Source organism: Streptomyces aureus (genome assembly GCF_000725495.1).
Lineage (GTDB): Bacteria > Actinomycetota > Actinomycetes > Streptomycetales > Streptomycetaceae > Streptomyces > Streptomyces aureus_B.
Map to the genome: position 1 here is coordinate 97,290 of NZ_JNZD01000021.1, position 23,752 is coordinate 121,041.

Annotated in this window: 17 protein-coding genes; 8 read left to right on the top strand and 9 right to left on the bottom strand. The window is 73.7% G+C overall.

Annotated elements, in window-relative coordinates:
- The first annotated feature begins 135 nt into the window (after window positions 1-135).
- The 3 genes from IO36_RS24530 (at window position 136) to IO36_RS24540 (ending at window position 5,818) form a co-directional block, all read left to right on the top strand.
- Entirely contained in the window at window positions 136-744 is a 609-nt protein-coding gene (locus tag IO36_RS24530; protein ID WP_037623004.1) for a hypothetical protein, read from the top strand.
- 426 nt (window positions 745-1,170) lie between these two features.
- A complete protein-coding gene (locus IO36_RS24535; protein WP_051900903.1) occupies window positions 1,171-3,456 on the top strand; it encodes an FUSC family protein in 2,286 nt (761 codons plus the stop codon).
- A 124-nt stretch (window positions 3,457-3,580) separates the two neighbouring features.
- Window positions 3,581-5,818, top strand: coding sequence for a HEAT repeat domain-containing protein (locus tag IO36_RS24540; protein ID WP_037623005.1), 2,238 nt, complete (start codon window positions 3,581-3,583; stop codon window positions 5,816-5,818).
- Window positions 5,819-5,851: 33 nt separating this feature from the next.
- Here IO36_RS24540 and IO36_RS24545 read toward each other — a convergent pair whose 3' ends face one another.
- Together IO36_RS24545 and IO36_RS24550 are read right to left on the bottom strand one after the other, a co-directional pair.
- Complete coding sequence (locus IO36_RS24545; protein ID WP_037623008.1) at window positions 5,852-6,775, bottom strand: RNA polymerase sigma-70 factor; 924 nt, start codon at window positions 6,773-6,775, stop codon at window positions 5,852-5,854.
- A 22-nt stretch (window positions 6,776-6,797) separates the two neighbouring features.
- Window positions 6,798-7,271, bottom strand: coding sequence for a carboxymuconolactone decarboxylase family protein (locus tag IO36_RS24550; protein WP_037623010.1), 474 nt, complete (start codon window positions 7,269-7,271; stop codon window positions 6,798-6,800).
- Between the two features lie 377 nt (window positions 7,272-7,648).
- Here IO36_RS24550 and IO36_RS24555 point away from each other — a divergent pair, with 377 nt between their 5' ends.
- Together IO36_RS24555 and IO36_RS24560 are read left to right on the top strand one after the other, a co-directional pair.
- Complete coding sequence (locus IO36_RS24555; RefSeq protein ID WP_051900904.1) at window positions 7,649-9,067, top strand: M48 family metallopeptidase; 1,419 nt, start codon at window positions 7,649-7,651, stop codon at window positions 9,065-9,067.
- A 32-nt stretch (window positions 9,068-9,099) separates the two neighbouring features.
- Window positions 9,100-9,600: a GNAT family N-acetyltransferase gene (locus IO36_RS24560; RefSeq protein ID WP_037623012.1), complete on the top strand. Its 501-nt coding sequence runs from the start codon at window positions 9,100-9,102 to the stop codon at window positions 9,598-9,600.
- A gap of 39 nt (window positions 9,601-9,639) precedes the next feature.
- Here the strand turns inward: IO36_RS24560 and IO36_RS24565 are convergent, their stop codons facing one another.
- From IO36_RS24565 to IO36_RS24580, 4 genes are all read right to left on the bottom strand, one after another.
- Complete coding sequence (locus IO36_RS24565) at window positions 9,640-10,176, bottom strand: 2'-5' RNA ligase family protein (RefSeq protein ID WP_037623015.1); 537 nt, start codon at window positions 10,174-10,176, stop codon at window positions 9,640-9,642.
- 139 nt (window positions 10,177-10,315) lie between these two features.
- Complete coding sequence (locus IO36_RS24570) at window positions 10,316-10,921, bottom strand: hypothetical protein (protein ID WP_037623016.1); 606 nt, start codon at window positions 10,919-10,921, stop codon at window positions 10,316-10,318.
- 619 nt (window positions 10,922-11,540) lie between these two features.
- On the bottom strand, window positions 11,541-12,503 hold the full coding sequence (locus IO36_RS24575; protein ID WP_037623182.1) for an NAD(P)H-dependent flavin oxidoreductase: 963 nt from the start codon (window positions 12,501-12,503) through the stop codon (window positions 11,541-11,543).
- 289 nt (window positions 12,504-12,792) lie between these two features.
- A complete protein-coding gene (locus IO36_RS24580) occupies window positions 12,793-13,455 on the bottom strand; it encodes a TOPRIM nucleotidyl transferase/hydrolase domain-containing protein (RefSeq protein WP_037623017.1) in 663 nt (220 codons plus the stop codon).
- Window positions 13,456-13,640: 185 nt separating this feature from the next.
- Between IO36_RS24580 and IO36_RS24585 the strand changes: the two genes are divergently transcribed.
- Genes IO36_RS24585 through IO36_RS24595 form a run of 3 tightly spaced genes read left to right on the top strand, consistent with a single transcriptional unit; the run spans window position 13,641 to window position 16,968 of the window.
- Complete coding sequence (locus IO36_RS24585; protein WP_425535549.1) at window positions 13,641-14,861, top strand: PP2C family protein-serine/threonine phosphatase; 1,221 nt, start codon at window positions 13,641-13,643, stop codon at window positions 14,859-14,861.
- Between the two features lie 50 nt (window positions 14,862-14,911).
- A complete protein-coding gene (locus IO36_RS24590) occupies window positions 14,912-16,522 on the top strand; it encodes a sensor histidine kinase (RefSeq protein ID WP_037623185.1) in 1,611 nt (536 codons plus the stop codon).
- Entirely contained in the window at window positions 16,519-16,968 is a 450-nt protein-coding gene (locus IO36_RS24595) for a response regulator (RefSeq protein ID WP_037623020.1), read from the top strand. Before IO36_RS24590 ends, IO36_RS24595 begins: the two co-directional genes overlap by 4 nt.
- On the opposite strand, the gene IO36_RS24600 is transcribed toward IO36_RS24595, so the two are convergent.
- Genes IO36_RS24600 through IO36_RS24610 form a run of 3 tightly spaced genes read right to left on the bottom strand, consistent with a single transcriptional unit; the run spans window position 16,969 to window position 23,731 of the window.
- Window positions 16,969-18,945: a hypothetical protein gene (locus IO36_RS24600; protein ID WP_037623021.1), complete on the bottom strand. Its 1,977-nt coding sequence runs from the start codon at window positions 18,943-18,945 to the stop codon at window positions 16,969-16,971.
- The gene (locus IO36_RS24605; protein ID WP_037623022.1) at window positions 18,942-22,574 is read right to left on the bottom strand and encodes a vWA domain-containing protein; all 3,633 of its coding nucleotides are present in this window, start codon (window positions 22,572-22,574) and stop codon (window positions 18,942-18,944) included. The genes IO36_RS24600 and IO36_RS24605 overlap by 4 nt, the downstream gene beginning before the upstream one ends.
- Window positions 22,571-23,731, bottom strand: a complete 1,161-nt coding sequence (locus tag IO36_RS24610; RefSeq protein ID WP_037623023.1) for an ATP-binding protein — start codon at window positions 23,729-23,731, stop codon at window positions 22,571-22,573. The genes IO36_RS24605 and IO36_RS24610 overlap by 4 nt, the downstream gene beginning before the upstream one ends.
- Window positions 23,732-23,752 lie beyond the last annotated feature (21 nt).

Sequence of the window (23,752 nt, forward strand, 5' to 3'; positions counted from 1 at the left end):
GAACTGTGGCCGCGTCAGACTCTCGTAAGGACCGTGTCCGGCGCGGAGCGAAGCGGTGGCCCGCGCCACGGCCGATGTCTTACGGAACCCTTACGCGCCTCTCGCCGGGGCATCAACGGCCCTACTCTCACTGCCGTGTTGACCATACGAAAGATCGCTCTTGCCACCGCCGCCCCACTGGTGCTGGCCGCTGCGGGGCTCACACATCCGCACGGGCTGTTCCGTTCGACGGCCTCGCACTGGACCGGGATGCACATCGCGCTCCTGCCGGTCTTCCCGCTGCTCACCGTCGGCCTCCTGATACCGCTGTGGCATCGGCCCCGACCCGGCCTCGCGGGCGTCGCCACGGTGGTGGCCTGGGCGGGTGCCTTCGGCTACGCGGTCTTCTACACCGGACTCGACGCGATCGCCGGCATAGCCGCGGGGACCGCGGTCGGGCACGTCGGTCCGACGGCGAGCATCGGACCGGTCAAGCACCCGCTGTACGACACGGGAGAGCTCCTCGGACACGTCGGCGTGTACGCCCTCATCGGCGCCGTCGCCGCCACGGCGGCCGCACTGTTCCCGAAGCACGGAGTGCGGATCCTGCCCGGCACGGCGGTACTCCTCGGCGCCGGCTGGTCCTTCGTGGACAGTCATATCTTCTGGCCACGCGGCGTCTGGACAATGGTCGCCTTCGCCCTGGGCTTCGCACTGCTCGCCTGGGGCGCCGCGGACAACGAACCCCACCGGCACCGGCCCTGATCCCCGTGATCGCCCACGTTGAGGACTGCCGGTGGGCGTGGGTCGAGGAGTTCGAGCATGCACGCGCCTGACGGCCGCACTCAGAGGTCGGCCGCCCTTCGAGAGGCGTCGGGCATCGCCACGACACAGGGCACGCGCTGAACGATGTCTACGCGGCGACGCAGACGAAGCAGCACCGGAGCCCTGACCCGGTTCGACCGGCCTCGACACGACACGCGGGCGTGTCGCGCGCCCCCGGAGTCGGAGCCTGACGTGTCTTCATAGGGCAAGGCGTCGGATTGACGTGAGGTGCGAGAGACCGGATGTGTCTGGGAGGCGTCTGCCGTGAACGTCCTACGGTCCCTGCTTCGGCGCGACGTGGGTCATGCTGCGCTCCGCAGGTCTGTGAGAGCCGCGATCGTCGCTCCGGGGCTCTTCGCCGTAGCGATGGCGATCACGGACAGTCCGGTCGTCCCGCTCTTCGCGGCGTTCGGATCGATCGCGATGCTGCTGTTCGTGGAGTTCGCCGGGTCCATGCGCGACCGGCTCGTCGAACAGGCCGCCCTCGTCGTGACGGGAGCCGTGCTGATCTCGCTCGGCACGCTGGTGTCCCGTGGCGTCTGGCTGTGCACCCTCGCAACAGCGGTCGTCAGTTTCCTCGTGCTGTTCTCCGGTGTGGTGAGCTCGGCCGTGGCGGGTGCCTCCACCTCCTTGCTCGTGAGTTTCGTCCTGGCCGCCACCCTCCCCGGGACGGCAGCGGCGATCCCGGACCGGCTCGCAGGCTGGGGCCTGGCCGGCGTGACCTCGCTCCTGGCCGTCCGGCTGCTGTGGCCCACTCCCGTGCGCGAGCCGCTGCGGGACGCCACCGCGAACGCGTGCCGAGCGCTGGCTCTGCAGTTCAGGGCCGAGGCGGACTGCGTACTGCGCGGCCTCGGCACAGCGGAGCGCACGGCGCTCGGCACGATCGTGGACGAGGCGAACGACGCGGTGACGGCACTGCGCGAGGCGTACTTCGCCACCCCCTACCGGCCGACCGGTCTCGCCACGTCCACCCGCGTCCTGATCCGCCTGGTCGACGAGGTGCTGCTGCTCGCGACGATCCTGGACCGCGTCTCGGTGGGCGAGCGCGTGACCCCCTCGGACGTGGTCGTCTGCGGGGTGAAGACGGCCGCCGGGGACCTGTTGCGAGCGAGCGCGGAGGCGCTGTCCGCGACGGAGGACCAGGAGCCCGGACACCTGATTCCGTTGCAGGAACGCCTCGCCCTGACCCGGTCGGCGATGGAGAACACCGTCACCTCGTTCCGGCCGGTCACCACCGATGGCCGCCAGGCCGAGCAGCCGCGGGTCGAGCAGCCCCAGGCCGAGCAGGCCCGGGCCGACCGTCGCCCCGACTCGACCGTCACACGCTTCGTGAGCTCGCTGGAACCGAGCTTCCGCGCCCAGGAGATGAGCTTCGCCGTCTCCGCCATCGCCAGGAACGTCGAACTCATCCTCGTGGCGCGCGGGCGCACGCTGTGGCAACGGCTCATCGGACAACGTCCCGAAGGGGCTTCCTCGCCCCTGATCTCGGCCCAGGAACGCGCCGGCGCGCACACCGAGCGGCACTCCGCCTGGCTGCGCAACAGTGTCCGCGGCGCGATCGCGCTGGCTCTCGCCGTGCTGGTCGCGGAGCGGTCGGGGGTGCAACACAGCTTCTGGGTGGTCTTCGGAACCCTGGCCGTTCTGCGCTCGAGCGCCGTACTCACCGGGCAGAACTCGCTGAGGGCCATCGCCGGTACCGCGGTCGGCATCCTCATCGGCGGTGGACTGATCCATCTGATCGGATCGACCACCACGTTCCTCTGGATCCTGCTCCCCGTCGCCGTGCTCTTCACCGGCCTCGCCCCGGCGGCCATCTCCTTCGCCGCGGGCCAGGCCGGCTTCACCGTCTCGATCCTGATCCTGTTCAACCTCCTCGAACCCGTCGGCTGGAGCGTGGGAATCGTACGGATCGAGGACGTCGCCATCGGATGCGCCGTGAGCGTCGTCGTGGGAACCCTGTTCTGGCCCCGCGGCGCCGCGCCCCTCCTCGGTCACGCCCTCGCGGAGGGGTTCTCGGAGAGCGCCCGGTATCTGCGCGGCGCGATCGGCTACGGAGTGACCCGCTGCGACAGCCTCGTACGGACCGCGCCGCTCCCGGACGAGGAACGCCGCCGGGCCGCCGCGGCGGCCCGGCGGCTGGACGACGCCTTCCGGGGGTTCCTCGCGGAACGCGGCACCAAGCACCTTCCGCTGACGGACGTCACGACTCTGGTGACGGCCGTCGCCGTGCTCCGGCTCACCGCCGACGCCGTACTCGACCTGTGGGACCGTGATCAGGGCCGGTCGGGTTCCGATCGCACCGCCGCCCGCTCGGAGATCGATCGCTCGGGGGACGCACTGCTTGCCTGGTACGAGGCGACGGCGAACGCCATGACCGGGTTCGGTGACGTGCCCGAGGCATTGCCCAGGGACGTCGGGGCCGACGAACGGCTGATCCACGCGGTCGAGCGCGACCTCGTCGACGAGCGGAGCGAGCAGTCACCGGACGCCATCCGGGTCGTGTGGACCGCCGACCATCTCGAGGCGGCACGGCGGCTGCAGCGGATCGTGCTGAAACCTGCCCGCGCCGTGGCCGAGCGGCAGCGCGAGCACAACGCCCGCCTGGGCCTGTTCCGGCCCTCTGTCCGCACCCACCGGCGACGGACCGGCTGAACCGGCGACGGCCCGGGCGGCGCGGGTGGTTTTTCACACCGCGGGCGCCCTGTGACCACAGCGAAATGTCTGGGCGGCCGTGACCGGCACGGCGTTGTCAGTGGCCTGCTGCACACTTCCGGCCATGATCAACGAACTCGACGTCATCGACTGGTCCTCGATGAACCATGCGTACGGCCAGGCGGACGAGATTCCGGGATGGCTCAGGGCGATGGCCTCGATGGACCGTTCCGTCCGCGATGGAGCACTGAGCGACTTCTACGGCGCGGTGCACCATCAGGGGGACGTGTACGTCTGTACGACGGCGAGTCTGCCGTTCCTGTTCGCGCTGGCCGACGACCCCGGCACGCCGGACCGCGCGTCCGTCGTCGAACTGGTGGTCAGCATCGGGCGCCATGCCGTCGAACGCTGCATGTACGACTACGGCGGCGAGATGGGCTACGCCGGAAGCGCCGTGGTCGTCCGCGAGCGGGCGGACGCCTTCGTCTCCTACGCGGCGGACGACGACGCGGCGGTGCGCCGGGCGGCTGTGGAAGGGCTGGGGCTGTTCATCGACGACGCCGGTCGGGCGGCCGGGCTGCTGCGCGACCGGATGTCCGCGGAGCGCGGTGTCCGGGAGCGGCTGCCGATCGTTGAGGCCATGGCCACGCTCGCGCTGCGGCTCCCGGAGGCGGCGGAGACCGCGACGGCGTGGTTCGACGGCCTTGCGGGCGACGTGACGACCGAACCGGTGGTGCGGCTCGCCGCAGTGGTGCAGCGGGCGAGGTGCGCGCCGGACCTCATCGACGAGGAACTGGTACCGACGGCGATCGGCCTGCTGCGACGGATCCCCGTCGTTGTGAAGGAGGTGCCTGAAGGCGGCGGCAACGGATGCGGGACCATCGTGGACGGTACCGCCACCGGCGCCGGTTCCGGTACCGACGCGGAGGCCGATGCCGGTGCCCACCCCGGTGCCGAGCCCGAGTCTGAAGCCGTGTCCGAAGCCGGTGCTGCCCCCGGCGTCGGCTCGCAGCCCCGTGACCCGGCCTGCACGGCACCGGAGGTCGCCCCTCCCACCGCGCCGTCGCCGGGCGTCCCGCCGCAGGTCCTCGCCGCGTTCGAAGACCTCGACCGGTCCCAGCTCGTCCACTCGCCCGCCACACCGCTGCTCCGGGCCCTGCACGAGGTGCTGGACTCCCGGGTGCCCGAGCGGAGCGCCCTCCTCGCCGAACAGCTCGACAGCCCCGACCCGGGCGTCCGCCACGACGCGATACGCATGGCCAAGGAGGTCATGACCTCTTGGCGCGGCGACCACACCGCGCTGCTCATGAGGCTCGCCGACCGCCTGGTGACGAACGATCCGTACACCGCCGCCGAGGTGGCCGAGACCCTCCGTACCGTCGCCCGGATAGCCGAACCCGCACGGGAACCGCTCGCCGACTTTGTCGAGGCCCAGCGCACCGCGCACGGCCCGGAGGTGTGGGCCATGCCGGATCCGTCCGTGCGGCGGGCGCATCAGCAGGCGGTCATGGCGCTGGCCCGCCTCGGCGACCCGCGTGCGCTGCCCAGCCTTCTGGTGGCCTTGGACACGGGCGTGGACGCCTGGCGAGCCGTGCAGGTGGCCGCTTCGCTTCCGGCGGCCGCCGGACAGCTGGTGCCGCGGCTGTGCCGGGAACTGGAGCGGTTCGAACGGTCGCCGGAGCACGCCGACATGGGGGTGTCGGCCGTGCTGTCCGCGCTGGGTCGCCTCGGTGACGCGTCGGCCGTACCCGTGATCGCGGAGACCGTGACCGCCGCGATGCGTTCCGTGCAGTGGCCCACGGCGGCCACGGCGCTGAACGCACTCGCCGCGTTCGGGCCGGCGGGCGCTCCCGCCCTCGGGGTGATCCGGAGCGTGACCGGGACCCGCGATCCGGCGGTCCGGGTGGCCGCAGCGGGCGCGCTGTGGGCGATCGAGGGACGCCCGGAGGAAGTTCTGCCGCTCCTGGAGGACCTGCTCGATTCCCACTGCGAGCATGAGGCCGCCGATGTTCTCGGCCGTATCGGCCCAGCCGCGTCCCGCGTCGTGCCGCGCCTGAGGCGGATGCTCACCGCCGGGTACGAGTGGACCCGCGTCCACGCCGCCACCGCCCTGTGGGACATCGGTGGCCCGGACGAGGCGCCGCAGGTCCTGGAGACCCTGCTCGACGCCTGGCGGACGAACGAGTTCACCGCCGACAACGTGATCGCCTGCCTCGACCGGATGGGGCCGGCGGCGGCTCCTGCCGTGCCCCTCGTCCGCTCGGAACTGGCACGTCCCCGCCGGGGCGGCCGGTTCCACGGCGTCGAGAACGACGAGGAACTGCAGCGGGTCAGCCGTGCGTTCCTGCTGCGGCACGGCTGACCCGGGGAAACCCGCTCGCCAGGGTGGACGGTGTCAGTTCGTCCGGCGGCGGGCCGCCTGGACCTCTCGGTGGACCGCCCAGGCGTCGGCCACCGGGCCCAGATGGCCGAGCTTGTCCGGGTTGAGGACCGAGCGGATGGCCTGGATCCGGCCGTCGAGCACGTCCAGGGCCAGCGTGTGCAGGATGCGGCCGTCCGGGGCACGGAAGACCGCGCCGGGCTGGCCGTTGACCTCGTGCGGCTCGAACGTCACGTTGATCCGGGCCATCACGGGGAACGCCGAGGCGAGCAGACGCGCCACGTTCCGCGCGCCGACGACGGCCCGGGCCAGGTTCGGGGCGTTGCCGCCGCCGTCCCCGACCATGTGCACATCGGCCGCCAGCAGGCTCTGCAGGGCGTCCACGTCGCCGTCCCGCAGCGCGTCGAAGAACCGGTCCGCCAGTTCGCGCCGCTCCCGGCGGTCCGCCTCGAAGCGCGGCCGGCCCTCCCGCATGTGGCGGCGTGCCCGGACCAGCAACTGCCGGCACGCCGCCTCCGAACGGCCCACCGCCGCCGCGATCTCGTCGAAGCCGAAGGCGAACACGTCCCGCAGCACGAACACGGACCGCTCCAGCGGGCTGAGCCGTTCCAGCAGGAGCAGGGCCGCCATCGACACGGAGTCGGCCAGCTCCGCCGAGCGCTGCGGATCCTGGTACGGATCGTCCAGCAGCGGCTCGGGCAGCCAGGGCCCCGCGTACCGCTCCCGACGTACGCGCGCGGAGCGCAGCACGTCGATCGACACCCGGGTCACCGTGGCCGACAGGAAGGCCCTGGCCGACGCGGGCGGCGTCGTGGAGCGGTCGAAGCGGAGCCAGGTCTCCTGCACCGCGTCCTCGGCCTCGCTCACGCTGCCCAGGATCCGGTAGGCGATCGAGAACAGCAGCCCGCGCAACTCCTCGAACTCCTCGGCCTTGTTCACGGGGTTTCCCTTCCCACGCTTCTCAGTGGAACTGTCCGGGCCGGTAGTCCCCGGCGGGCTGCCGGGTGATGATGTTCAGCCGGTTCACCGTGTTCATGAAGGAGACCAGCATCACCAGTGCGGTGAGCTGTTCGCCGTCGTAGTGCCGGGTGGCGCCTTCCCACACCGCGTCGCCGACTCCCGGTGCCGCGTCCGCGACCCGGGTGCCCGCCTCCGCCAGTTCCAGGGCGGCGCGCTCGGCCTCGGTGAACACCGTGGCCTCCCGCCAGGCCGCGACCAGGTTGAGCCGCACCGAGGTCTCCCCGGCGGCCGCCGCCTCCTTGGTGTGCATGTCGATGCAGACGGCACACCCGTTGATCTGGCTCACCCTCAGCGCCACCAGCTCCTGCGTCGCGGCCGGCAGCGCGGAGTCCTTCAGCGTCCTTCCGGCCGACATCAGGTACTTGAGCGCCTTGCCGGCCGTCGGGTCGGCGAAGTAGTCCAGTCGCGCGTCCATCGTGGGCCCCTCTCGTTCGTCGTCGTCACCCCCAGGACGAGGCAGCCCGGCCGTGTGTGACATGCGGGGATGCGACCCGCGTCACACCATCACCCGCCGGACAGGCGGTTTCCGGCCACTGGTTAGGATCCGGCATCGCCCTCGGCCCGTCCGGGCCGCCGTGTTCCGTGGGGGGACTCCGATGCCGTTCCGTCCGCGCGCCCTGCGCGCCGTCCTGCTGCTCGCCGGCTTCTTCCTGATCGGCGTCGTGCTTCTGGCCGCCATGGCGGGGCTGGACTGGCTTTTGGTGACCCGCCTGCTCACCGCCCGGGCGGCCCGATTCGAGGGCATGATCATCGCCGTCACCGTGCTGCTGGCGCTGGTCGTCCTGCGGGGGCATGTTCACCTTCCTGCGGGCCGGACGCCTCGGACGTATGGACCAGGGCGTCGCCGTCGGCCCGGACGATCAGCCCGAGCTGTGGGCCGAGATCAGGGCCGCCGCCGAGGCGGCGGGCGAGCGGCCGCCGGACGAGCTGTACCTGGTCGCCGAGGTGAACGCCGGGCTCGCCGAACAGAGCCGCCTGCTGGGCTTGCTGCCCGGACGGCGCCGGATGCTGCTGGGCCTGCCGCTGCTCGCCGGCCTGACCGTGCCCCGGCTGCGCGCCGTCCTCGCCCACGAGTTCGGGCACTACAGCGACCGCGACGAACGGCTCGGCGCTCTCACGATGCGCGGCCGGAAAGCCGTACTCCACACGGTGGAGATGTTCCAGGAGGGCAGCACCGCCTTCCACCAGGCGATCGGCGGCCTGTACGTCCGCTACGCCCACATGTTCCTCCGCACCTCGCAGTCCGTCGCGCGTGACCGGGAACTCGCCGCGGACCGGATGGCCGCCGAGCACGCGGGCCGGGACGCGACAGCCGCGACCCTGCGCGCTCGGCCGGTCCTCCTCGCCGCCCACACCCACTACCTGAAGACGTACGCGGGCATGGGACAGCCGCTGGGAGCGCTGCCTCCGGTGGGCGAGGTGTACGGCGGATTCCGCCGCCTGCTCGCCGCCCGGCCCGGTGAACGCCTCACCGCGCTCTCCACCGGGACGCGTCCCCCGCGCCCGCACCGCTACGACTCGCACCCGCCGGACGCCGAACGGATCGCCCGGATCGAGCAGTTGAGCGCCGACGGCCGGCCCGACGGCGCGGACGGCCCCGCCGCCCTCGACCTGCTGCGCGACCTGGACGGTGTGTTCGTCGCGATGGAGGCGCGGGGGCTGTCGGACGAGGTCGCGCGGTTGCCCCGTATGAGCTGGGAGGACCTCGTCCTGGCCCGTGCCCTCGCCGACGCCGAGGAATGGTCCCGGCCGCTGCGGGTGGCCGTAGCCAGGGTGCTGCGCTCCACGGCCCCGGCCGGGGCTCCGGCGAGCGCCGATCCGACCGGCGTCACCGCCGTGCGGGAGGAACCCGCCCTGCCCGGCCTCGACGAGGTGCTGGACGCGATCGACCGCGGACTGCTGTGGCCGGAGGTCGCCGACCGCCTGCCCAAGCCTCCCCAGGCGGCCCGGCTGACCGGGGCGTCGGCCCGGAACTTCATCCGGCCCACGATTTTCGACGCCCTTGCCGGCCTGGTCCATCTCCACCTGGTCGGCAACGGAAGTGCGACCCCCGACACCGGGTGGTCGGGGCTGCCCGGACTCGCCCTGCCGCAGCGGTGGGAGGCGGGCCTGGACAACGCCCTCGACGCGGCCGTGTCCGACACACCCGACACCGCGCCGCTGCGCTCACTCCTCGCCGGCGACCCGGCCGACCCGGCCGTATCCGTGTAGCGGCCGCCCCGGCGGCTGGTTAGCCTGCCGGAATGTCATCGCTGATCCTCACACCGCTCCGCTTCTCGTCGCAGGAGATGGCCGAGGTGGTCCAGCTCTACGCGAGCAACCCGGAGTACTGCCGGGCCGCCGGCGAGTACGACCCCGAGGACGTTCCGGCCGACAGGATCGAGGCGGATCTCCGGGAGGAGGCGGGCACCGAGGGCTGCGAGGTCCTGCTCGCCCGGGACGAGCGGGACCGGATCGTGGGTCTGGTGTGCCTGCTCGACCGCCATCCCACCGACGGCCATCCGTGGATCGGCCTGCTCCTGGTGCACGGGAGCCTGCACCGGCAGAGGATCGGACAGCGGCTGGCCGGGCTGGTCGAGGAACGCTACCGGCGCGAGCACCGGGACGGCATCAGGCTGGCGGTTCTGGAGAACAGGCCCGCGTCGCTGGCCTTCTGGAGCTCCCTGGGCTGGCAGGAGATCGACCGGCGCACCGATCGTCAGTACGGCCGTCCCTGCATCGTCATGCACAAACCGCTGAGCTGAACCCGGCAGCCCCTTGCCCTCCTTTGCCCTCCGCCGTTCTCACCGGAGCGCGAACGACGCCCTCGTTCGCCACCGCGATCCGTCGTGCACCATGAGGTCGACCGACGCGACACGGGTGACGAACGGGAGCCGGTCCCGAAGGTCGGCCTCGGCCCCGTCCAGGACGGCCTCGTCCTGGCCTTGGGCGACGGTCAGATGCGGCACGATCTCGTCGAACTCGCCGCCGAACGGCGGGGTTTCGGGCCACCGGTCCACGACGGCCTCGGTCAGCGCGCGAAACGGGGCGTCCGGCCGCGGGGCGAGATACAGGGTGCCGGGAAACCGCCCGAAGTCCCCGAACCGGGCCTCGAAGGGCCGGTGACGTCCGATCACCGCCTCGATTTCGGCCAGCGTCCCGCCGTCGAGGCGGCTCTCGTGGAGGAAGGGGAAGAGCACGGTGACATGGGGCGGTATCCCAGAACGGACGGCCGGGTCGAGCCGGTCCCGGCACGCCCGGACCACGGGTTCCGCCTCGGTGACCGTCACCACCAGGCCCGTACGGCCCGCTTGACCGGTACCGGAGTTCTCGCTCGTCATCGCCCCTGTCTATCCGTCGCCGGAAGCGGTCGCGACCGGTTTTCGGAGCGTGCCGCAGGCGCCGCCCCCGGCCCTGCTGTTCTCCGTGCGGCCGGCTCGGGGGCCTGCGTTATGGGCGGCGAGGCACTGGAGGCCCCCGTCACGGCCGGAGGCCAGCCTGCCTGAGCGACAGCCTCGACAGGTCCGCGATCACCTGTTGGTCTCCCCGGCGCCAGCCGTCGGCGAGACCGCCGGGCGGGGCGGGAAGCGCCGCGAGATCGCGCTGCGGGCCGGTCAGGGCGCGCAGGGCGAGCAGGTCCGCGCCTCCGGGAGCGTCCAGCAGACGGCGGGTGGTGGCGCTGCGCCGGATCCAGATCAGCCGCGGCGGGAGCCACAGCACCAGGACGATGGACACGGAGAGGACAATCAGGGCCACCGCCGCCAGTGTGGCCACCCGGCCCACCAGGTCCTCCAGCGACTGGCCGGCGTCGGAGAGGCCCGTCGCCGCGTCGGCGGCCGAAAGGAGCGGCTTCTTCAGGGAGCTCCCGACGAAGGGCACCTTCGACGCCGCGTCACCGGCGTCGTCGAGGCCGCCGGCGAGGCTGTCGCCCGCGCTCTGGGCCTTTCGCCCCGGCTCGGCCAGCAGCATGATCGCGTGGTGGACGACGAGGGCGAACTTCACCGCGGCCGCGATCAGGGCCACGGCGATCAGGTCGGCGACCACCTGACGGGTCCGGCGCGCTGGGGTCTGGGCGTAGAGGCGCATGGGCGTGCTCCTGTTCCGGCGATGCCGTGGACCGGACCGGCCCGGTCCGTACGAGGTGCCGCGGTCGTGCTGCCGGGGCCCGGCCGGTCGTGTGCGAACGGGGGAGTGGGGGCGGGTTGCGAGCGGTTCGAGTAACTGGTTTCCACGGGTGGTGAGTTGAATCGGGATCGGGGTGGGGTGACGTCGTGTGGTGAGGAGCTGTTGCCGTCGCCGGGTGCTTGGCGCCCGTTGCCTGGCGCCTGTGCGGGGTGTTCGGGCGGGCGGCGGGCGGCGGGCGGCGGGCGGCGGGGGGTGTGCGGGCGTGCGGGCGTGTAAGGGGGGTCGGGGCGACCGGGTGGACGTGGCGAGCAAGCGTGCGACGCGTGCGGGCGTGGCGCAGGGTGCGTGGCCGGCAGGCGTGCGGGATCAGGGACGTAGGAGCGGGCGGATCCGAGCAGTTTCCGCGCCATGGTGACATTCCGTCAGGGCGACACCCCGTCTTTCGCGCGGTCGTGTGGGGTGTGGTGTGCGTGCGGGAGACGGCAGGCGCCCCCGGTGCGATCCCGCGCCGGCCCGGCGGTGCAAGCGGACCGGGCCGCCCGACGGACCCGGCCGGCCCGACCGGCCGGACGGCCCGACCTCAGCCGCGTCCCGCCCGGGCCAGCGCCCGTTCCGCGTCGGCCGCGAGGGTGGCGACCAGCTCGGCCGCCGGGGGTAGGTCGGTGACCAGGTCGACGCCCTCACCCGCCCAGACCGGCTGGGCCGGCACCGCGCCGCTCGCCACGTCGGCCTCGTACGCCCGCCGTGCCGCCGCGGGGTCCGCCGCGAGTTCCGCCTCCCGGCCCCGCCACACGTCTAGGTGGGGGTGGCCCAGGGTGCGAGCCGTGTACCGCTCCGGCCAGCGGGAGCTCCGGGCGATGTCGAGCACGCGGTTGCGCTCCGTGTCCTGGCCACGTCCGGCGACGAGCGCCTCGGCGGTCGACGGAGGGACGAGGGACTCGGCCGTGGCCTGGAAGCGCGTGCCGATCAGCGCCCCCTGCGCACCCAGGGCCAGGACCGCTGCCACGCCCCGGCCGTCCGCGATCCCGCCGGCCGCCAGTACCGGGATGCCGTCGGCCAGGTCCACGACGACCGGTACGAACGGGAGGGTGGACCGCCCGCGCCGGGCGCCGTGCCCGCCGCCCTCGGTCCCCTGCGCCACGATGACATCGGCGCCGAGATCCACGGCCCGCCGTGCCTCCTCGACATCGGTGACCTGGACAATCACGGCCGCGCCGGCCGCACGGACCCGTCCGGTGAAGGGGCCCGGGTCGCCGAAGGAGAACATCACCGCCGCAGGACCGTACTCCAGCGCCTGCTCGATCACCGCGGGTCCGGTCGCCCAGGTCTGGAACCCGGCACCCCACGGTCTCCCGGCCCCCGCCACGATCGGCAGCTCACGCGCCAGCCACTCCGGGTCGCCCCCGCCGGCGCCGAGGAGACCGAGTCCGCCGCCCCGCGAGACGGCCGCCGCGAGTTCACCGCCGGCCGACCCTCCCATCGGGGCGAGGGCGATCGGGTGCCGGATCCCCAGCAGGGTCGTGAACGCGGTCGACAAGGGCATGACCGCCATCATCGCCCTTCAGCGGGACGGCCACCATGGGGCGTCGACGGCGGTTGGAGCGTGTGGTGGCCATGGGGCGTCGACGGTATGGGGCGGAGCGCATGGTGACAGCGGGACGTCGACGGTATGGGGCGGACGGGGGGTCGACGGCGCACTCCGAGCGGTCCGGCCGGCGCGGCACGGTCGCCTGCCGGCTCGGCACGGCACCGTCAGATGATCCTCCAGCGGAGCCGGCACCTGCCCCGGCCTGCCGGCGCCGCACAGCATGGCACGGTCGCCTGCCGGCGCGTCACAGCGCGGTCAGCAGGTCCTCCAGCGGAGCCGGGACCTGACCCGGAGCGAGCGCCTCCACCAGGACGCGGCCGTAGTGGATCTTGCGGCCCTTCTTCGTCCCGAGGAAGCGGCGCAGCTGCCGCTGCGGAGAACGGCCGTGCTGCGCCGGCTGGCGCTGGAAGGTCCGCAGGGCGCGCAGGTCGCCTTCCTCACGGACGAGTTCCTCCACCCGGGACACCCCCAGAGCCCGGATGAGCTCGTCCTCCAGGTCGGCCGCGCAGACGAAGAAGGCGTGGTCGCGGGCTCCGGCCCGGTCCGGGGTGTGCCGGAGCGCGGTTCGTGGCTCCGGACCGTCCTGTTCCAGGGCGCGGGAGTAGTAGCCGCGCTCCGCCTCGTCGCACAGCCCCGTGAGACGCAGGCCCAGACCGTCGGGCCCGAGGACACGGGCGAAGCGTCCCACGCTCATGGCACCGTTCATCGCCAGGACGCAGACCCCTTCGGCCTCCAGGTCCCGGCCACGGCTTCGGGCCAGCGCCTCGACCGCGGCCCGGTCGCTCGGGCCCTCGAGCAGGACCACCGTCCGTACGGGCATGCGCGCGGCCAGTTCGCGCGCCAGATCACCGGGGCCGCCCGCCGCCCAGGCGGTCACCGCCTCCCGGAACGCCCCCATGTCGGTCATACCCCGAGTCTGATCTCCGTCCCCGCGGCACGGCAACGCATTTGCCCCCGGTCGCCGTCCCGGTTCCCATACCGCACGAGGAACAGAAGTCCTGGTGGCGTGGGTGAACGCGAGCGTGAGTATGCTCGCGGGGTTGTCCGTCATGAAGCGGCGGAATGGTGGCGGGTGTGGGGGTTCATTCGATGATGACGTCGCAGCCCGGGGCCGCCGGCGTGGCTTCGCCCGACCTGGACCGCACCGCGGCCTGGGGGACACAGGAGCCGTCGGTGCTCCTGGTGGAGGACGATCCGGGCGACGCGCTGCTCGTGGAGGAGATGGTCGCCGACAGCGCGCTCGGCATGCGCCTGCGGTGGGTGCGCTCGATGGCCGAGGCCTGCGACGTCCTCGCCACCGAGGTACCCGACTGCGTGCTGCTGGACCTGCACCTCCCGGACGCGCAGGGGCTCGAGGCCGTGTCGCGGGTGCGCGAACACGGGGAGCACGTCGCCGTCGTCGTACTCACCGGACTCGCCGAGGAGGGGACCGGACTGGCCGCCGTGGCCGCCGGCGCCCAGGACTACCTCGTCAAGGGCCGGGTCGAACCAGAGCTGTTCGGACGGGCGGTCCGCTACGCGATCCAGCGCAAGCAGGCCGAGCGCGACGCCGTGGCGCTGCAGGCCAGCCAGATGCAGGCCCAGGAGAACGCCCGCCTGGAACGGGGCCTGCTGCCGCGCCCGCTGCTGCGCGGGGACGGCGTGGAGGTCGTGACCCGCTACCGGCCCGGCCGCGCGCACGCGCTCCTGGGCGGGGACTTCTACGACATCGTGCAGAGCGCCGACGGCACCGTGCACGCCCTGATCGGCGACGTCTCCGGACACGGCCCGGACGAGGCCGCCCTCGGGGTCGCGCTGCGGATAGCCTGGCGCACCCTCGTACTGAGCAAAGTCACCGGCGCCGACCAGGTGGGCCGGCTCGAGGAGATCCTCCTGGCCGAACGGGCACGGAACGGAGTCTTCGCCACCCTGGTCGTCCTCAGCGTCGACCCCGGCGGGCGACAGGTGAAGATCGTGCGCGCCGGCCACCACGGCGTCCTGCTGTGCGGGCCCGACGGCGTCGAGTGGGTGGAGGTCAGGGGCGGACCGGCGCTCGGGATCATCCCGGGCGGGGCGAGCTGGCCCGTCGAGGAACTGGCGTTCCCGCAGGGCGCGGCGCTGGTGCTGTTCACCGACGGCCTCTTCGAGGGGCGGGTCGGACGCGGCACGCAGCGGCTGGGTGAGGAAGGGCTGCTGGCGATGGCCCGTGAACTGGCCCCGCTGCCCCCGGCCGCGTTCGTCGACGGACTGATCGACGGGGCGGAAGCCCTCGCCGAGACACAGGGAGGGCTCGCCGACGACGTCGCCGTGCTTCATCTGCGGTGGCGCCGGTGAAAGGCAAGAGCGAGCGGGAGAACAGTGACATCGAGGACGGGACGGGCGACATGACCGGCGAGCGATGGGCCGGACGCCGGCTGACGGTGCAGGGCTGGATCGCCATGGTGCTGGCGCTCATGGCGCTCGTGGTCGTCGTGGGCGCCGGCGTCGGCGCCACGCTGCTCCAGCGGACGGCCTCGGTCACCGACCATCTCCTCCTGGACGTCGAGCCCGCGCAGACCGAGGCGTACCGGCTGCAGTCGGCCCTGGTGAACCAGGAGACCGGACTGCGCGGTTACGCCATCGCGGCCGACCGCCAGTTCCTGGCGCCCTACACCCAGGGCCGCAAGGACGAGGCCCAGGCCGTCGCCCGGCTGCGCGCCCTCATCGGGGACCGCCCCGAGCTGCTCGGCGAACTCCGGGCGGTCGAGAAGCGGGCGGACGACTGGCGGCGGACCTACGCCGAGCCCGTGATGGCCGGCATCACACCGGGTGAACCGCGCACGGCCGACGCGGCGGCCGCCGAACGCGGCAAGAAGTCCTTCGATCTGATCCGCGGTGCCTCCGCCCGGCAGATAGCCGGACTGGCGGAGGCGGTCGACAAGGGCCGGGACCAATTGGCGTCCGCGCGCACGTTCCGCGACGCGGTCCTCGCCGGCATGGTCGTGGCGTTCCTGCTGACCGGCGTGGTGCTCACCGTCCTCGTGCGCCGATTGGTGACCCGTCCGCTCGACGAACTGCGGATCGCCACCCGCCGGGTCGCCCAGGGCGACTTCGACCATGTCATCACCGGCGGCGGGCCCGTCGACCTCCTCGCCGTGGCGGGCGACGTCGAGAACATGCGGCAGCGGATCGTGGCCGAGCTGGACTCCTCCCGCGAGCATCGGGAGATCCTGGCCCGGCAGACCGCCGACCTGGACGCGCAGGCCGTCGAACTGCGCCGCTCCAACGCCGAACTCGAACAGTTCGCGTACGTCGCCTCCCACGATCTGCAGGAACCCCTGCGCAAGGTGGCGTCCTTCTGCCAGCTCCTGGAGAAGCGCTACGGCGACCAACTCGACGACCGCGCACGGCAGTACATCGACTTCGCCGTCGACGGAGCCAAGCGCATGCAGGTCCTCATCAACGACCTGCTCACGTTCTCCCGGGTGGGCCGCGTCAACGACGCACGCCTGCCGGTGGATCTCGACCAGACACTCGGCAAGGCGCTGGCCAATCTGGACAGCGCGATCACCGACAGCGGGGCCCGGATCGACCGGCCCGAGAAACTGCCCGAGGTCGTGGGGGACCCGACCCTGGTCACGATGCTCTGGCAGAACCTGGTCGGCAACGCCGTCAAGTTCCGTCACCCCGACCGCCCGCCCCACGTCCGCATCACCTGTGAGCGGGACCCCGAGGACCCCGGGGCCTGGCGTCTGTGCGTCACCGACAACGGCATCGGCATCCCCGAAGAGTTCGAGGAGAAGGTATTCGTCATCTTCCAGCGGCTGCACAGCCGCGACGCCTACGGTGGAACCGGCATCGGCCTCGCGCTGTGCAAGAAGATCGTCGAGTACCACGGCGGCCGTATCTGGATCGACACGGCCCACACCGACGGCACCCGTTTCTGCTTCACCATCCCGTCCGCCGACCCGGCGGACGCGCTTCACGACAGCACCGAGGACAAGGCCCTGATATGACGACTCCCGCCGGCACCCCCATCGACGTCCTCCTCGTCGAGGACGACCCTGGCGACGAGCTGATGACCCGGGAGGCGTTCGAGGACAACAAGATCGGCAACACCCTGCACGTCGTACGGGACGGCGAGGAGGCGCTCGACTTCCTCTACCGGCGCGGCGCCCACACCGAGGCCCCGCGGCCCGACCTGATCCTCCTCGACCTCAACCTGCCCAAGTACGACGGCAGGCAGGTCCTGGAGAAGATCAAGTCGGACCCGTCCCTGTCCCACATCCCGGTCGTCGTCCTCACCACCTCGGCGGCCGAGGAGGACATCCTGCGCAGCTACAAGCTGCACGCCAACGCCTACGTCACCAAGCCCGTCGACCTGGACCAGTTCATCGCCGCCGTCCGTCAGATCGACGACTTCTTCGTCCAGGTGGTGCGCCTGCCCCGGCAGAACGGCTGATCAGGCACCCACGGCCGCCGGCTGCCAGGTGGCCCCCACCAGGGCGCGTTCGACTCCCGCCAGATAGACCGCCGCGGCCAGCCACGACCGGGCGTAGCCGTCCGGGTCGGCGCCGCCCGTACGGCCGAACACGTCACGGGTGCGACGGTCGGCCTCCGCGGTGAGTCCGGCCGCCAGTTCGGCCGCCGCTGCGAAACCGCCGCGCCGCAGGGCCGCCCCGTCCCCGCGCAGATCACCGTCGCGCGCCGGTTCCGCGACGGCTCGGCGGCCGCCCGACACGGCGGTCTCGACCAGCCGCCGCAGCCGCCACAGCGGGGCCTGCGCCAACGGGTCCGGCACGTCCTGGCCGGGACCGACGGCGGGCTCGGCGTCGGCCACGACCTCCGGCGACGGCAGATGCGCGCCCTCCAGGCGGTCGTAGCCGAGATCGGCGTGGCCCCGCCAGTCACCGGGAAGCCGCAGCGTCGCCTCGGTGCCCGGCAGCGGGGCGACGGCCAGCGGGCGAAGCGTCGCGGCGCGGTCCGGGTCCAGCCGGCCGACGACCCGCAGCCGCAGTCCCGGCCGGGAGGCGAGCCGGCGGAAGTTGGCCGTGTGCGCGAGACCGGGATGATCACTGGCCGGGGCCAGCCGCAGCAGGACCCCGTCCGCCTCCGGCCGTCCGGTCGGCAGTTCCCTGGCGATCAGGTGATCGCCGGCGGCTCCGACGAGGACCACATCGCAGCCGATCAGCTCGCGTGCCCGCTGTTCGGCCTGCTCGGGGTCGGCGTCCGGCGGCGCGGCCAGCCGCTCGGCGACCGTGTCGGCGAGCGGCCGGGCGAACAACGCGGCGAGCGGACCCGAGGTCCAGGACCCGCCGTCGGCACCCGAGGCCGAAGAGCCACCGGGCAGCGGAGTCGCCCGCACCCCCTTGCCCGAGCCGAGGCGCCCGTCGGAGGACACCGTCGCACCGGAGATCAGCAGCCCGCCCCGGGACAGCCGGGCGTGGTCGAGGTTCCCCGAACCGAGCGCCACGGTGGCGGTGGCCGCGCCCTGCGCGCGAGCCGCCCCGCCGGGCTTGACGTCGGCCACCGAGAACCAGCGCCCGTCCTCGGAGACGACATGGGTGACGACGCCGCCGTACCCGGTGGCGGCGATCACGGGCTCGCTGCAGACCCCGTGGACGCGCAGGCTGCCGCCCGGCTGATAGGCGCGGCGGGCCGTGCCGATCAGCGCGGGACCCGGTGCCGCCGAGCCCAGCAGGGCCGTGGTGAGGAGCAGCTCCCGCAACTGCGCGACGAGGTCCGCCAGCCGGTGGCCGTCCTGGCGGGCCCGCGCGCCCCGCAGCCCTCGTACGACCCGCAGCGCGGCCGCCTCGGCGCGGTGCAGTCCGGCGAGCCGGGCGGTGTGCGCGGCCCGCAGCAACTCGGCCTGGGGGACCGCTCCGGCGGCGGGCACACCCGCCGCGAGCAGGGCCGCTGCCGCCGTCCACAGCCCGGAGGCGGCGGCGCGTTGGGCGGCGGTGAGCGCGACGGCCTCCTCGGGCTCGGGCTCGGTGCGGGACGACTGGGCGGAATCAGCGGGCGTCGCGAACTCCGGCGTGGTGTCGGCCGTGGCGGCGCCCGAGTCGCCGTCCGTCGATCCGCTGGCCGCCTCGGAGCCCGCCGGGTCCGCCCCGACCACGCCTTCGCCCTCGGTCCCGGCGTCCGGCTCGGCCAGCGGGCAGGCGCCGAGGACGGCGGCCCGGTGCAGACACCGTGGAGCGAGCAGACAACTGCACACCACCTGGTCCGCGTCCGTGACGGTGCCCGAAGGACCGGGAGTGAGCGCGACCTCCGCGTCCTCGCCACACCGCACGCGCCTGACCGTGCCGTCGACGACGACCGGCAGGGCCGCGTACGACTCGATGGCGGCGTCCAGCCTCTTGCGCAGCCTGGTGGTCAGACCCTCCACGGCGGCGGCGACCACATCGGGAGCCGCCGGGGGCAGTTCGGGGTTCATCGGGCCTCTCCGCGGAGACGGTCGCCCACCCAGCGGGCGAGGGCGAGGGGACTGAGGGCGGCGACGGGCATGCCGGCCGCGACGAGCTGCTGGGCGACGGGCACCGAGTAGCGCGGGTTGCCGGTGTCGTCCAGGGCGGCGCAGCCCATCAGGTGCACCCCGGAGCTCGCCAGGGCGCTCACCTCGGCGAGGAGTCCGCCCAGCGGATAGCCCTCCTCGAAGTCGCTCACCACCGCTACGAGGGTCCTGCTGGGCACGGTGACCAGGGAACGGGCGTGGCGGAGCCCGGCAGCGATGTGGGTTCCGCCGCCGACCTTCACCTCCAGGAGCAGCGACAGCGGGTCGTCGACCCGGTCCGTCAGGTCGATCACGTCCGTCGAGAACGCGAGGAAGTGCGTGGACAGGGTGGGGACTCCGCCCAGCACCGCCGCCGTCAGGGCCGACCAGATGACGGAGGCCTCCATCGACCCGGACACGTCGACCACGAGGATCAGCCGCCAGTCCGCCTCCTTGCGCGAACGCGTGCTGAACACCGGCCGCTCCGGCACCACGACGGTGCGTCCGTCGGCCGTGCGGCGGGAGTGGGCGAGGTTGGCCCGCAGGGTGCGCGAAAGGTCGAGCCTGCCGCCCGGGCGCCGGGTGGGGCGGGGGGTCGCGAGGCCGGTGAGGGCGGGCCGCATCCGGGTCGCGAGTTCCTTGGCCAGCTCGTCGACCAGGCGGCGTACGAGCGGGCGCAGACGGGCCAGTTGCTTCTCCGGCATTCCGCCCGCGAGGGACAGCACCGAGGTCAGCAGGTCCACCGACGGCCGGACCGAGGCGGGGTCGAGTTCGGCCAGGACGTCGCTGCGGCCCTGGTCGGCGGCGCGGGCCAGCACCTCTTCGCGGACCTCGGCCCCGAACAGCGCCTCCAGCTCCTCGGACCAGTCGCGGGCCGTCGGGAAGGATGCCTCCCGGCCGCCGCCCTGACCCGGGGAACCGCCCTCGCGGCCGAGGTCCGTCGACCCCTCGCCCCGGCCGGCGCCGTACAGCTCGTCGAGCGCGTGGGCGTAACGGCGGGCGTTCTGCGGCAGCTTGTCGGTCTCGCGGCCCAGCAGCAGCCGCCAGCGGTCGGTGGGGGTGAGCCGGGGACCGTCGGCAAGCGTGGCTGCGGCTGTCGTCGCGGGGCGGGCCGGAGCGGCCGGGGGCTGCTCGCCCAGGGCCGGGGCCGCGTGGCTCCCGGTTGTCTTCGCCCGGACGGCGTCGATCCCGGTGGGCAGGCCCAGGGCCTGGACGGTCGCGCGTCCCGCCGCGTCCGCGGCCGTCCACAGGGCGAGAAGACGGGGCGAGGCGGTGAGCGACAGATCGGGACGGTCACCGAGCCGTTCGGTCACGGTGTGCAGGAGCCGGTCGCGGCCCGCGGGGGTGAGCGTGTCGAAGCCGCCGCGCAGCGCGGGCAGCCGGTCGAGGAAGCCCTGATCGGTCAGCGTGTCGATGCGGTCGAGGAGCGGGTCGAGGGCCGTCGGGGCGGACTGGAGCAACGCGGCCGCGCCGCCGAGCAGTCCGCCGAGCCGACGGCTCAGCGCCTGCCGTGCCTCCGGACTCGTGGCCGTGTCGATCCAGCCCGCGGTGCGGGCGCCGAGGACGGTCGCGTCGTCGAGGTCGAGCAGCACGCGGGCGGCCAGCGCGGCGCCCTGAACGAGCGGGGAGCCGGTGCGGGCGAGGGAGGCGAGGGCGTCGTCCATCCGCAGTCCGAGGCGGTGCTCACCGGCCCGCGAGGCCAGCTCGACGAGCGCGGCCGTGTCCTCGGGCCGGTCGCTGCCGGCCAGTCCCGGCAGGGACCGGACCGCCGCCTCGAGCAGATCGTCGGCAAGGCCGGCGGCGGCCCGCCGGGTGTCCGGCGTGGTGCCGGGCAGATGGCCCCGGCACAGGGCTTCCAACAGATCGAGTGCGCCGAGCAGTTCGGGCAGGGTGGCGGAGGCGGGGAACAGCACCTCGGCATCGGCCAGTCGCTCCGACACCAGGGCCGGCAGGTCGCACCGGGCGGCCGCGCCGAGCGCCGCGAGGACGAGGGCGCAGGTGGGCCCGCCGTCCGCGGTCTCCCGGCGGAAGGTCTCCCGCAGGGTGCCCTCGGCGGCCAGCGCCGGGGTCACTCCGCGCATCCCGGCCAGGTCCAGCCGTACGGGGACGGCCGGTGCCCAGGTAACCCGCCACCGGGTGGTCAGAGCGCTCCCGTCGCCGGTGCCGGCCACCGCCACGGCCTCGCCGTAGCCCGCGCCGCACACCGCGAGACGCTGGAGCAGCACCTCGCGGCGGCCGTCGAGGTCCGAGCGGAGCGGGTCGAGGCGCACCTCGCGAGCCGCGGGGTCCTCGGGGCCCGGCAGCCGCAGCGCGGCGACCTCGGCCTCCACACAGGGGCCGAGCCCGGAGCGCGGCGTGCCCGGCGCGATCCGGCCCCGGTCGGTGCCGACCAGGACCACTTCGAGTGCTTTCGCCAGAGCCCGGCCGCGGCCCAGGGGTTCGCCCTGGCCCATCACGCTCGTCAGGGCTTCGACGATCTCGCCGCGTCCCGGTGCCGCGAGTCCGCGCACCCGCGCGAGGTCGCCCGCCATCCGCAGGGTCTCGGCGGCCTCGCCGGTTCCCGCGGGATGCCCGGCCCCGCGCAGTTCGCGGACCACGTCGGTGATGGCCCGCGCGGCCGCGTCCCGCACCTGCGCGGGGTCGCCGCCGGCCCGGAACACGGCCTGCTGCCAGCGCGGATCCCGGATCCCGGCCGGATAGCCGGAACGGGAGTCCAGCAGGTCGAAGGCGTACGGGACGAGGGAGGTGACCACCTCCGGGTGCTTCGGGCCGGGGCGCCGGTCGGGCGCCGCCGAACCCGTCCCGGGGACGAGCGCTCCGGGAGCCGTGGCGGAGGCGTCCGGGTGGACGGTGTCCGTCAGCGCCGGGGCGTGGAAGGCGCCGACGACGGCCGCGACACGCCGCCCGTCGAGGCCGGCGCGGGCGATCGTCCCGCGCATGTGGGCCTCACGGGCCAGGTCCAGCGCCGGGGTCCCGCCCGAGGCCTCGGCGTCGCTGCGCAGCGCCCAGCCGACGCCGAGCGCGGCACGACGGATCGCCTCGGGCGTGGAGCCGGGCGCGAGGACCTCGACGCAGCGGTCCCACAGGTCGTCGCCGTCGCGGCCGGTGCCGGCGGCGGCCAGCGCGTTCCCGAAGGAGACGGCCGCCGCAACGGGCACCTCCTCGGCGACAGCGGTCCGCGTGTCACTGGAGGGAAGGTGTCCCTCGGCGGTCCACCGGGGATCGGACATCGGCAGGTCGCAGCACACGACCTCCGCCCCGCGTTCCCGGGCCCAGCGGACCGCGGCCAGTTCCGGGGAGAAGTCGGCGAAGGGATAGAAGCCGAGCCGGCCGTTCGCACCCGCTCCGGCGAGCGCGACCGGCGCGACGGTGCCGGGCGCGGCGAGATGGAGCAGCCATGGCTGGAAGTCGGCGGGCAGTTCCACGCACACCACCTCCGCCCCGCAGGCGTCGAGCAGGGCGGGCACCGCCGCGGCGAGCGCCGGGCTGTGGTGCCGTACCCCCAGCAGGTACGGCGCCACGGAGCCCGCGAGGGCGGTGACGGCCGCCCGGGGATCCTGGGGGTACGTCACCGGAGGTTCTCCCGCAGGTCCCAGAGCCTGCGCCACAGCGCGGAACCGTCCTCGGCGCGGCGGCGCACCGGACCGTCCCAGTAGCCGAGGAGCCGTGCGTGGTCGGCGGGGTCGTCCTTGCGCACGACGCCCAGCAGATGACCCGGCACGAGATCGAGGGTGTCGGCCCCGGGAAGGTAGGCGGCGGCCACGCCGAGGGAGACGGCGACCTGTACCGCCTCGGCCGTCGACATGACCGTGCCCGGCCGCTCCACGTCCCAGCCCTCGGCGGACCGTCCGGCCCTGAGGTCGCGGAAGACCGTGACCAGCACGTCCAGCACCGCGTCGTCCACGCCGAAGGCGGCGCCGGCCCGCTCGACGGCCGCGACGGCCTGCCGTCGTACGAGCGAGGTCTCGGCCTCGACGTCGGCGATCGGGTGGACCGTCTCGAAGTTGAAGCGGCGCTTGAGGGCGGCGGACATCTCCGAGACACCGCGGTCGCGCAGGTTGGCGGTGGCGATGACGGTGAACCCGGGCGTGGCGGCGACCTGGGCGTCCTCGGTCCCGGCCAGTTCCGGCACGTTCATCCGCCGGTCGGACAGGATCGACACGAGCGCGTCCTGCACCTCGGGCAGACAGCGGGTGATCTCCTCGACGCGGGCCACCCGCCCGGTGCGCATGGCGGCCAGGACGGGGGAGTCGACCAGCGCCGTCGGCGTCGGGCCCTGGGCGAGCAGGAGGGCGTAGTTCCATCCGTAGCGCAGGGCGTCCTCGGTGGTGCCCGCGGTGCCCTGGACGGTCAGCGCGCTGGTGCCGCAGACGGCGGCGGACAGCAGCTCGGAGAGCATCGACTTGGCCGTGCCCGGTTCACCGACCAGCAGGAGCCCGCGCTCGCCGGCCAGGGTGACGACACACCGCTCCACCAGGGCGCGTTCGCCGACGAACTTGGGCGTGATGACCAGCCGGTCGGGCAGCGCCTCGTGGCGCTCGGGAAGCGTGAGCGCCTCTCCGCCGCTGCCGCACACGAAGGTGATCACGGCGCGGGGCGTCAGCCGCCAGCCGGGCGGGCGGGGGCCCGTGTCATGAGCGGCGAGGAAGGCGAGTTCGGTGGCGTGGCGCTCCTCGGCGGGCAGGGTCTGCCGTGCCGGAGGGGCCATGGCCGTGTCGGTCGCGGTCATGCGTGTTCCTTGATCGGTAGG

What these genes read in the sequence shown, in the direction of transcription:
- IO36_RS24570 (WP_037623016.1), bottom strand. Translation starts at nt 10,921, where the DNA reads ATGCGCCTCTACGCCCAGACCCCAGCGCGCCGGACCCGTCAGGTGGTC.
- IO36_RS24575 (WP_037623182.1), bottom strand. Translation starts at nt 12,503, where the DNA reads ATGCCCTTGTCGACCGCGTTCACGACCCTGCTGGGGATCCGGCACCCG.
- IO36_RS24555 (WP_051900904.1), top strand. Translation starts at nt 7,649, where the DNA reads ATGTTCACCTTCCTGCGGGCCGGACGCCTCGGACGTATGGACCAGGGC.
- IO36_RS24590 (WP_037623185.1), top strand. Translation starts at nt 14,912, where the DNA reads ATGACCGGCGAGCGATGGGCCGGACGCCGGCTGACGGTGCAGGGCTGG.
- IO36_RS24600 (WP_037623021.1), bottom strand. Translation starts at nt 18,945, where the DNA reads ATGAACCCCGAACTGCCCCCGGCGGCTCCCGATGTGGTCGCCGCCGCC.
- IO36_RS24585 (WP_425535549.1), top strand. Translation starts at nt 13,641, where the DNA reads ATGACGTCGCAGCCCGGGGCCGCCGGCGTGGCTTCGCCCGACCTGGAC.
- IO36_RS24595 (WP_037623020.1), top strand. Translation starts at nt 16,519, where the DNA reads ATGACGACTCCCGCCGGCACCCCCATCGACGTCCTCCTCGTCGAGGAC.
- IO36_RS24580 (WP_037623017.1), bottom strand. Translation starts at nt 13,455, where the DNA reads ATGACCGACATGGGGGCGTTCCGGGAGGCGGTGACCGCCTGGGCGGCG.
- IO36_RS24610 (WP_037623023.1), bottom strand. Translation starts at nt 23,731, where the DNA reads ATGACCGCGACCGACACGGCCATGGCCCCTCCGGCACGGCAGACCCTG.
- IO36_RS24535 (WP_051900903.1), top strand. Translation starts at nt 1,171, where the DNA reads ATGGCGATCACGGACAGTCCGGTCGTCCCGCTCTTCGCGGCGTTCGGA.
- IO36_RS24560 (WP_037623012.1), top strand. Translation starts at nt 9,100, where the DNA reads ATGTCATCGCTGATCCTCACACCGCTCCGCTTCTCGTCGCAGGAGATG.
- IO36_RS24540 (WP_037623005.1), top strand. Translation starts at nt 3,581, where the DNA reads ATGATCAACGAACTCGACGTCATCGACTGGTCCTCGATGAACCATGCG.
- IO36_RS24565 (WP_037623015.1), bottom strand. Translation starts at nt 10,176, where the DNA reads ATGACGAGCGAGAACTCCGGTACCGGTCAAGCGGGCCGTACGGGCCTG.
- IO36_RS24550 (WP_037623010.1), bottom strand. Translation starts at nt 7,271, where the DNA reads ATGGACGCGCGACTGGACTACTTCGCCGACCCGACGGCCGGCAAGGCG.